This window comes from Microcystis sp. LEGE 00066 (assembly GCF_015207925.1).
GTDB lineage: Bacteria > Cyanobacteriota > Cyanobacteriia > Cyanobacteriales > Microcystaceae > Microcystis > Microcystis ichthyoblabe_A.
In genome coordinates this window covers 49,081-58,390 of the sequence record NZ_JADEVX010000006.1, presented here as the reverse complement: position 1 = coordinate 58,390, position 9,310 = coordinate 49,081, and the positions used below count along the sequence as shown (strand labels likewise).

Annotated in this window: 9 protein-coding genes and 1 pseudogene; 2 read left to right on the top strand and 8 right to left on the bottom strand. The window is 40.7% G+C overall.

What is annotated here, in order from left to right; all coding sequences use genetic code 11:
• The 6 genes and pseudogenes from IQ224_RS02025 to IQ224_RS02000 all read right to left on the bottom strand — a co-directional run.
• Positions 1-382, bottom strand: a 382-nt coding sequence (locus IQ224_RS02025) for a transposase family protein (RefSeq protein WP_194032458.1), incomplete at its 3' end; no start/stop codon positions are given.
• A gap of 361 nt (positions 383-743) precedes the next feature.
• Entirely contained in the window at positions 744-1,244 is a 501-nt protein-coding gene (locus IQ224_RS02020) for a hypothetical protein (RefSeq protein WP_004157601.1), read from the bottom strand.
• Between the two features lie 39 nt (positions 1,245-1,283).
• Positions 1,284-1,589: pseudogene (locus tag IQ224_RS02015) on the bottom strand (DUF4351 domain-containing protein); the annotation flags it as partial.
• Positions 1,590-1,751: 162 nt separating this feature from the next.
• A complete protein-coding gene (locus tag IQ224_RS02010; RefSeq protein ID WP_084990012.1) occupies positions 1,752-2,744 on the bottom strand; it encodes a DUF4351 domain-containing protein in 993 nt (330 codons plus the stop codon).
• A 181-nt stretch (positions 2,745-2,925) separates the two neighbouring features.
• Positions 2,926-4,053, bottom strand: coding sequence for a DegT/DnrJ/EryC1/StrS aminotransferase family protein (locus IQ224_RS02005; RefSeq protein WP_004157598.1), 1,128 nt, complete (start codon positions 4,051-4,053; stop codon positions 2,926-2,928).
• Positions 4,050-4,583: a hypothetical protein gene (locus IQ224_RS02000; RefSeq protein WP_002751481.1), complete on the bottom strand. Its 534-nt coding sequence runs from the start codon at positions 4,581-4,583 to the stop codon at positions 4,050-4,052. Before IQ224_RS02000 ends, IQ224_RS02005 begins: the two co-directional genes overlap by 4 nt.
• A gap of 596 nt (positions 4,584-5,179) precedes the next feature.
• On the opposite strand from IQ224_RS02000, the gene IQ224_RS01995 reads away from it, so the two are divergent.
• Together IQ224_RS01995 and IQ224_RS01990 are read left to right on the top strand one after the other, a co-directional pair.
• The gene (locus IQ224_RS01995; protein ID WP_194032457.1) at positions 5,180-6,685 is read left to right on the top strand and encodes an AAA family ATPase; all 1,506 of its coding nucleotides are present in this window, start codon (positions 5,180-5,182) and stop codon (positions 6,683-6,685) included.
• A gap of 12 nt (positions 6,686-6,697) precedes the next feature.
• A complete protein-coding gene (locus IQ224_RS01990; protein WP_194032456.1) occupies positions 6,698-7,210 on the top strand; it encodes an SH3 domain-containing protein in 513 nt (170 codons plus the stop codon).
• Positions 7,211-7,696: 486 nt separating this feature from the next.
• Here IQ224_RS01990 and IQ224_RS01985 read toward each other — a convergent pair whose 3' ends face one another.
• Both IQ224_RS01985 and IQ224_RS01980 read right to left on the bottom strand, forming a co-directional pair.
• Positions 7,697-8,170, bottom strand: coding sequence for a phosphate-starvation-inducible PsiE family protein (locus IQ224_RS01985; RefSeq protein ID WP_002736649.1), 474 nt, complete (start codon positions 8,168-8,170; stop codon positions 7,697-7,699).
• A gap of 235 nt (positions 8,171-8,405) precedes the next feature.
• On the bottom strand, positions 8,406-9,245 hold the full coding sequence (locus IQ224_RS01980) for a nitrate ABC transporter ATP-binding protein (RefSeq protein ID WP_024970023.1): 840 nt from the start codon (positions 9,243-9,245) through the stop codon (positions 8,406-8,408).
• Positions 9,246-9,310: the final 65 nt, after the last annotated feature.

The window sequence follows — 9,310 nt, the reverse complement described above, 5'->3', positions numbered from 1 at the left end:
TCTCTTCTTCCGTTACGTCATTTCTTCGGCTAACATTTAAAATATCTCCTTCTTTTAATTGTTCGAGTATATTCTCGGCTAGTCTTTTCGTATAGGTTCGTTTCTTGGCGACAAAATCTAACTCTTCACTAAAGGGTTTTCGACAATTATCGCACTTAAATTGACGACGATTAACCTGTAGGTACACTGGTTGACCTGAGATTGGTAAATCTTTGACTAAATGTCGATGATTTTGGTGGAGTTTATCGCTCTCTAACCCACAACGAGGACAGATTGCTTTTTGATTTTTCGATTCGATTCGGCAAACTATACCGATATTTTCTAGGTGTAGATAGCCTTGAATAGACGTTCCTTTTAGGTTCAAAAATTTGTCAAGTATCATAGGTAAAATACTCTGGTTTTTGGCTATTATATCAAATCTTAACTCGATTGTCTATCTTTTGATATTAACTTATTTGTGCCTTAAGTCCTTTCCTGTATGAATTTCAGCTACTTTTGAGCTTAGGTACTCTCATTGAATTTTATTTTAAGTTAATTATTTGCATAACAATTCCCGAAGAGCCTGTTTATTTTTATGCTCACTTTGATTTTTTCTCTCCGTAATTTCTCTCTGTGACAGCTTAGGGTGCGGAATGTGGGTTCAATAAGCCATTTTAGCAGCAAACAAGAGGTAAAAGAGTTAATTCCTCTAACCGATCATTCCCTATTTTGGGCGAAATCTTTGGGAAAAAATCAGCTAGTTACTAAAGAAAAGTTTGAATGATTTCTGCGATCGCTTGACGTTGGCAATCGTCATATCCCCAGCGTTCTAGAAAGGCTTGATATTCTCCTTGTCCTGTGTTTAAACTGGTAGCTAATTGTTGTAATTTTTCCCCCAAGGCTGGCGACAATAACTGCTTAATTAGTTGACTGGTTTTTTCTTGGACTTTCTCAGAACCTTGAGCATTTTCTTCGTCTCCTTGACTGCGATGATAGATGACCATTGCCGTGGACATGGCCAGATTTTTAACTAATAATTCATTCACCAATATCGGGGAAGTTTTTAAAGCGGTGATTACTTCCAAGCTAGGATATTCCGTATAGGATAAATCGCTGGTTAAATAAGTAACAAAAAATCCTCTAGCTCCATTTTCTGTGGAGACTAACTCAGTAAGTTTTTGAGTGATTGTATCGGTATCTAAAAACTCAATTTTACTTAGTAAATCTTGAGTTTTTTGGATAGCATTTTCAAAAGTTATACCCATAACAATAAATATCCTTCTGTGAAGTTTAATAGAAAAATACTAAGCATCTAAATTATTTAACCAATTAGTTAAATCCTCCCCTGTTGAAAAATCCAATAAAGCTTCCCCTGCTCGTTCTAGATCATCAATATTCAAGGTCATAATCCGACTCTCTAGAGCCACATCAATAGCTCCTAACTTACGTTTAATCAGACGAATAATTAGATTTCTTTCTCTTGCTAAACCCTGTTCTAAACCCTGTTCTAAACCCTGTTCTAAACCGCGGCGCATCCAACTGGTGGTAATCTGCATAACTTCCTCCTGTTCGGGTTGAATAAATGTGCTAATCTCCTGTTGAAATTCTATAACTTTTGCTCTATCCTGAGCGACATCAGTAAGTTTCTCAGTGATTGTCTTGATATCTAAAAACTCAATTTGACTTAGTAAATATTGAGTTTGTTGGATAGCATTTTCAAAAGTTACACCCATAACTATATATAGCCTTCTGTGAAGTTTAAGAGAAAAATACTAAGCATCTAAAGCATTTAACCAATGAGTTAAATCCTCCAATGTCGAAAAATCCAATAAAGCTTCCCCCACTCGTTCTAGATCATCAATATTCAAGGTCATAATCCGACTCTCTAGAGCCACATCAATAGCTCCTAACTTACGTTTAATCAGACGAATAATTAGATTTCTTTCTCTTGCTAAACCCCGTTCTAAACCCCGTTCTAAACCCCGTTCTAAACCCTGTTCTAAACCCTGTTCTAAACCCTGTTCTAAACCCTGTTCTAAACCGCGGCGCATCCAACTGGTTGTAATCTGCATAACTCCCTCCTGTTCGGGTTGAATAAATGTGCTAATCTCCTGTTGAAATTCTATCTCCTCGGACGAGTTGAGATTGAGATAGGTATCGACAAAGCCTGAAATCAATTGCATTCTAGCGGCATCTAATCTTAATGTTACCAATAATCTTAGACATTGTGCTTTAACTTTTGCTCTATCGCGAGGGGCAATTTTCATCTTAGCCATCAAAGCGGCGGCGACGGGATTAGCTTGATTGATAAAATCTCGCCAATTCAAGCGATTTAACTGGACAACTTGATAGTTAAATTCTAACACTTTTAAGTCAGGAAACTCAATTTTATATTGACGAATTGCTTCTTTTTGTGGACGATCATAGGAGAATATGACAATGGGATAAACTGGTAAGGCAAATTTTTGATGCAGACGAGCGAAATAAGTAAACATTCGCCGATTAAATTCTGGTTGAGAGCTAGACTGTGCTTCTAGATGAATTAAGAAAAATGATGATTGTCCTCGAAATTGAACTTGGGCGACTAAATCACTTTCATACTTTTCTCCTTCCGTGACATCGGTAAAGACTTCCTTGTCTAAAAATGTGATCTGATTAAGCTCTAAATAATTGATAATCTCAGGAAAAAATAACTGAATAAATTCAACAAAAAAAGTCGCAATTAATTCCTTAAATAAACGATCATGGTCAATAACATTATTCATACCTAATAATTATAAACGAGGAATCCTTCAGCTTATCTTCATACCTTTTTGTAGTAATTATCAAGGATTTTCCAATGACCAGCGCTAGGAGACAAAGAAATTAAATCCTCGATATTGCCTTCCATGCCAATTACCATAAAAGTTGGTTTTTATTCAAAAAATTTTCATCAATTTTTCATCCCTACTCAGCCTCAGCAAAAACTTGCCGAACTGCTTGGGCTACTCGCTCAATTTGCTCGTCTGTGAGAGCTAAACCGCTAGGCAGATAAAAACCCCGGCGCGCCATTCTTTCGGCCACGGGACAGGAAATATTTTGCAATAATCCCATTTTGTGAAATACCGGTTGCTCGTGCATACACCAGAAAAAAGGACGCGTACCAATCTGATGTTCTTTGAGGCGTTTCATCGCTTCCATAGCATCAAAGTTAACCTCATCTTTGAGAACAATACCATAAACCCAATAAATATTTTCGGCATAATCAGTTTGAGGTAGAGGCAATTCTAGACAGGGGATATTTTGCAATAATTCCCTGTAGCGTCTGCCCATTTTTCTTTTGCGCTGGACAAAAGTTTCTAGCTGTTCTAATTGGGCTAAACCCACTGCCGCTTGCAGATTAGTCATCCTCAGATTCCAGCCCAGTTCTTCGTGAATAAAACGTCGTTGGGGCTGAAAATATAAATTTCTCAGGGAACGACAACGCTCAAAAATATCCTCTTGGTTGGTGACAATCATGCCCCCTTCCCCAGTGGTAATATGTTTGTTGGAATAAAAACTAAAGATGCTGATATCACCGAAACTACCACAGGGTTTACCTTGATAGGTTTGACCGTGCATTTCAGCCGCATCTTCAATAATCTTCAAACCGTATTTTTGAGCTAATTCTAAAACTGGAGTCATTGCCACCGGTAATCCGTAGATATGAACCACCATTATCGCTTTAGTGCGGGGCGTGATTTTTGCCTCTATCTGAGCGATATCCATGTTCCAAGTCTGCGCTTCGCAGTCCACCACCACGGGAATCGCCCCGGCTTTGACAATGGCGGCCCCGCAGGAAATGATGGTAAAAGTGGGAAGAATCACTTCATCCCCCGAACCAATTCCTAAAGCGACGATGGCCGCTTCTAAGGCCATAGAACCATTGCACACGGAAACGGCATACTTTCGCCCAACAGCGAGGGCAAATTTTTCTTCAAACTTCTCAACGAAGGGACCTTCCGAAGAAATCCAACCGCTATCAATACATTCGTTAAGATACTGTTTTTCCTTGCCCGCAAGTAGTGGCTCATTGACAGGAATAAAGCTACTCATTCTATCTCTGCTCCTGCCATTTTAACCAAGGTTTCCTCAATTCCTGTAAAGCGAGCTTTATCCTGATTACCAACATAGGGACCCTGTTTTACTTCAATCATTTCTATTTCTTCTAAGACTTGGAAACCATGGCCACCTTGTATCAATAAAACCACATCCCCATCTCTCAATATATGACTTTCTAGATATTTTTGGTCGTCATCATAGAAATCTACCCGCAGTTTTCCTTTTTTGATAATTAAGACTTCCTGGGTAAAAAATACTTCCCGTTGTACTTTGTTATGAACGTGGGGCATAATACTTTTTCCCGTCGGGTGTCTCATATAGGCCAACTGTTGGGAAAAATCATCGGGAGTTAGGAAATGAACTCCCTCTTGGTTAAACTCTCGTCGGAGAATTATCGCTAAAACTTTACCCTCTTTCATGATTTGAGAAATTGGCAAAGAGTTAAATTTACTTTCTGGCTTATTTTTCTGATTTGGTCGGCAGAGAAAATCCAAAGATAAAAAGTCTGCAGCTAGTTTAAACATGAATTAAACCCTCCCTAGGAAATGGTTGTGAGAAAGGCTGAAATTAATTTACAGAAAAGAAACGGCCAACCTATGACTAACTTTTGTTACCCCTAATAGGCCAGGGTGAGAGCATCTCAAACGCTATTGACAATTGACTTGTGATCCGCGTCGGCATTTCAAGTGATACCAGTCAATTATCATAGTTACGAACTCGACCCATTTGGTTGATTTTTGCTTAATAATTGAGATGGCAAATTCTACTTAAATATGCCTGAACCAGCCTCTGGGTAAGCAACTCACATAAAGTTTATTTGATCAAGGATTGTTAAGATTGGCTTACCCTCCTAATGGGCTGATTTAATTTACTAAAGCTTAATCTAATTAACAAGATATTGATTTAGTTAATACAGGTTTAATCTGGATTAAGGCAATGACATTATACCATACATTTAAAAAAATACAAGCGTAAATTGGTTTTTTTAAAATCTTTTTATAGACGAGCTTAACTTATCTTAAAATGTAGTACGGCTTACCTGCCATCCTTATTTGACTGACGGCTAACTGCTATATTTTCTGATGATGATATAAATAGCAACAATTATAGACGAATAGCTATGAGCTTTGGTGAAGAATTTCAATTACTGCTGCGGGCCCGTTATCCTCTCATCTATGTTACCACCTTAGAAGAAGAACGTCTCGAAAAAGCGATCGCCGATATTGCCAAACAGAGCAATAACCGTGCTGTCTATGTCTGGGATTTTGTGGATGGTTATCAAGATAATCCCAATAATGAGAACTTTGCTCGGCGTAATCCCCTGCAAGCTCTTGAATTCGTCGAAAAGCTGCCGCCTAACATCGCCGCCATCATCATTTTACGCGATTTCCAGCGCTTTCTCGAAGATATTTCCATCGCCAGAAAATTGCGAAATCTCGCCCGTTCTCTGAAATCTCAGCCTAAAAACCTAATTATCGTCGCTCCCGAACTGTCTATCCCCTCGGATCTCACCGAAGTAATCACCGTCGTCGATTTTCCCCTCCCCAGTGGCGAAGAAATCAAACAGGAAATCCAGCGATTAATCGCCGCCACCGGACAACCCGTCAAAGAACCACTCCTCGATGAATTAGTGCTTTCTGCCCAAGGATTGTCCCTAGAGAGAATTCGTCGGGTTTTAGCCAAATGTTTAGCCAGTCACGGCCAAATTGAGCCAGAGGACGTGGAATTAATTTTGGCAGAAAAACGCCAATCGATTCGTCAAACCCAGATATTAGACTTTTATCCCGCCACAGAGCAGATTTCTGACATCGGGGGCCTAGATAATCTCAAAGACTGGCTGATTCGTCGCGGTGGTGCTTTTAGTGAACGCGCCCGCGCCTACGGTTTACCCAATCCCCGGGGTTTACTATTGGTGGGAATTCAAGGGACGGGTAAATCCCTGACAGCGAAAGCTATTTCCCATCATTGGCACTTACCGCTACTACGTCTAGACGTGGGGCGTTTATTTGGCGGATTGGTGGGAGAATCGGAATCACGCACCCGTCAGATGATTAATCTCGCTGAAGCTTTAGCTCCCTGTGTGCTGTGGATAGACGAAATCGATAAAGCTTTCGCCGGAGTGGATGGGAAAGGCGACGGAGGAACCACCGGACGGGTTTTCGGGACTTTTATCACTTGGTTAGCGGAGAAACAATCGCCAGTTTTTGTCGTCGCTACGGCTAATAACATCCAATCTTTGCCCCCGGAAATGTTGCGAAAAGGACGCTTCGATGAGATATTTTTTGTCGGACTACCTAGCCAAAAGTCCCGCGAGGAGATTTTTGGCGTTCATTTAGGGAAAGTCCGGCCCCATAATCTAAAAAGTTATGATATAAAGCGACTAGCCTACGAAACTCCCGATTTTTCGGGGGCAGAAATCGAACAAACCATCGTGGAAGCGATGCACATCGGGTTTAGTCAAAATCGCGACTTTAGCACCGATGATGTGCTTGAGGCCGCTAGTCAGATTATACCCCTAGCCCGCACTGCTCAAGAACAGATCCAGTTTCTACAGGATTGGGCCAAGTCCGGTAAAGCTCGTTTAGCCTCTCGCGATGATCGTTTTAATGTTAATCCTAACAGTTAATTTAGCACCAATATGAAGCGTTTATCTGGTTTATTACAATTTATGGTTGGTTTTGTCCTGGGAGTGGTCATTTTAGTCGGTGGGGCCACTGCTGTCGCCTATATACTTCTCTCTGGTATGAGTTCTAATCCTCCTAAACCCGTCTTTACCGAGGAGAAAAAAGAGGAAACTAAGGAGGAAAAATCTGCTAAATCCATCCCTACTACTCCCGTCCAAGAACAACCCCAAGCTGAGGTGAAAGAGTCTCCCACAGCTGCACCGGCACCAAAAGCTGCCCCGAAACCCAGTCCCGAAGAAACAAAAAAAGAAACCACACCCGAGGGTTATCAAGCGCGGGTGACATGGCAAAGCGGTTTAAGTCTGCGCTCGGAACCTACCAGTGAATCCACTCGTCTCGGCGGTCTGGATTATAATACTAAAGTCAGTGTGGTGGGAACCAGCAGCGATGGGCAATGGCATCGCGTGCGTCTGTCCGATGGTCGCGAAGGTTGGATTAAAGCGGGTAATATTTCTAGAGTCCAGTAAATAGGGTTTGCGGCAAAAAGTTTTTCCTGGGGGTGGGGTGTAGGGTGTGGGGTGTAGGGTTTTACCCATTTTCAGGGGGTCAATTACCTAATTTTCAGGGAAAAAGTCCCTGAATTTTCCCCCCGATTACTCCAATGGCCGGCACTTTTTAAGGGGAAAAAAGTCTAAAAGTATTATCGAACAATGTTTTTAGATTTATTCAGCAAACCCTAAATATTTAGGGTTTGCTGAATAATGGTAAAACCCTTTTAAAATAAGGCTTTTGACCTGTTAAAATCCGATGTTCATGCTGCGAAAATCGGATTGGGACTCTCAAAAACCTTGCATTATCCTTCTTTTAGTACATAAATTGGTACAAAAAGAGAGGGCAACAAGGCCTGAAACTCCCGACTCCTGACTCCTGACTCCTTAACCCCACCAACAAACTTTTTCAGCACACCCTATTTAGAAGGGATAGATTTAGAAAATCTATCCCTTTCCCTTAATTCAAGAACGATTGTCGCGATTAACTTTTCTGATTAACCAATAACTTGCTGCTAAAGCTAAGGTTCCCACGGTGAGGGCAATTAAATCATCTTTACTGTATTTGTTGGGATCGAAAATAATAATTTTTCGAGAGATGGCAATTAAAGCCGTAACTACGACTAATTCAACCTGTACGATGTGTTTTCTTAGGTAAGCAGTGATGTTTTCTAATAACTCTAATGCAATTAAAATATTGAGAAATAAACCGAAAATTTCAATTAAAGTTTTGCCAAAAAAACCGATGGGTTCCGTAGTAAATAAATCTCGGATTAGGATAACTACTAGATCATAAAGAGAAACAATAATAACAATAATTAAGGCTACGGATAAAACCTTAGAAACTAAGTTTTCAACGACATGAATCGACTTCATAAAATTTTCATCGCGCCATTGTTGACCGAAATTGATAAGTAGTTTCCGTATCTGTTTGAGCATGATCAATTAAGTAAAAAGTAAAAATTATTATTGTATTTGATTGCTAATTGTTCTATTTAGTTGACAAGTAAGCTGATCCCCCCTTAATCCCCCCTTAATAAGGGGGGCATCTGAAAATTTTTAAACTCTACCTACTTAGAAATGATTTTACTTGAATAAGGCTTCCCTAGAAAAAAAATCTAGGTGCGATCGCTATTAAGTCAACCGCACCCCAAACTAATACAAATGCTCGCATCTAGCTAACATCATCGTGAGCGAAACGATTATAGAGGAAGTCGAGGGCATAGTTACGCAGACGATAATATTCCGGATCCTCCATAATTCTCTCCCGATCGCGGGGACGGGGGAAATGAATATTCATCACTTCGCCGATTTTTGCTTCTGGTCCATTGGTCATCATTACCAGCTTATCAGCGAGGAAAAGAGCCTCATCGATATCATGGGTAATCATCAACACCGTACAGCGTTTATCTTGCCAGATTTTCAGCAATTCTTCCTGTAATTCCTCTTTGGTAATCGCATCCAAGGCACCGAAAGGTTCATCAAGAATCAACACCTCCGGACGGATAGAAAGAGCGCGAGCGATCGAAACCCGTTGTTTCATCCCCCCGGAGATTTGGGGAGGGGTTTTATCCATAGCTTCGGTTAAACCCACCATAGCTAAATGTTCCCGCACGATCGAGCGTTTTTGCGCTTCTGGAGCATTGGGAGACACCGCATCTACCGCAAGATAGACATTTTCAAAAACGCTTAACCAAGGCAACAAAGCATAGTTTTGAAACACTACCATGCGATCGGGCCCAGGTTTAGTAATTTTCTTACCGTTAACTTTAACGATGCCATCGGTGGGAGAAGAAAAACCCGACACCATATTTAACAGGGTCGATTTACCGCAACCGGAGTGACCGATCACACAGATAAATTCACCCTCATTGATGCTGAGATTAACATCCTTGAGGACGGTGTAGGGACCTCTGGGAGTGGGATAAACCTTAGAAACTCCTTCAATGGTGACAAAAGCTTCTTTACTGGGGGTCTGGGTTGCTCGGTTAATTGTCTCGGTGGTGGTGTACATGATTAGTCTTTGGGGGAAATTAGTTAATAGGAGCAATAACTAGGGATAATTGGCGAGTAATTATC

Coding starts and splice junctions, on each gene's coding strand:
- IQ224_RS02000 (WP_002751481.1), bottom strand. CDS start 4,583: ATGTTTAAACTAGCTGCAGACTTTTTATCTTTGGATTTTCTCTGCCGA.
- IQ224_RS01990 (WP_194032456.1), top strand. CDS start 6,698: ATGAAGCGTTTATCTGGTTTATTACAATTTATGGTTGGTTTTGTCCTG.
- IQ224_RS01995 (WP_194032457.1), top strand. CDS start 5,180: ATGAGCTTTGGTGAAGAATTTCAATTACTGCTGCGGGCCCGTTATCCT.
- IQ224_RS02005 (WP_004157598.1), bottom strand. CDS start 4,053: ATGAGTAGCTTTATTCCTGTCAATGAGCCACTACTTGCGGGCAAGGAA.
- IQ224_RS01980 (WP_024970023.1), bottom strand. CDS start 9,245: ATGTACACCACCACCGAGACAATTAACCGAGCAACCCAGACCCCCAGT.
- IQ224_RS02020 (WP_004157601.1), bottom strand. CDS start 1,244: ATGGGTATAACTTTTGAAAATGCTATCCAAAAAACTCAAGATTTACTA.
- IQ224_RS02010 (WP_084990012.1), bottom strand. CDS start 2,744: ATGAATAATGTTATTGACCATGATCGTTTATTTAAGGAATTAATTGCG.
- IQ224_RS01985 (WP_002736649.1), bottom strand. CDS start 8,170: ATGCTCAAACAGATACGGAAACTACTTATCAATTTCGGTCAACAATGG.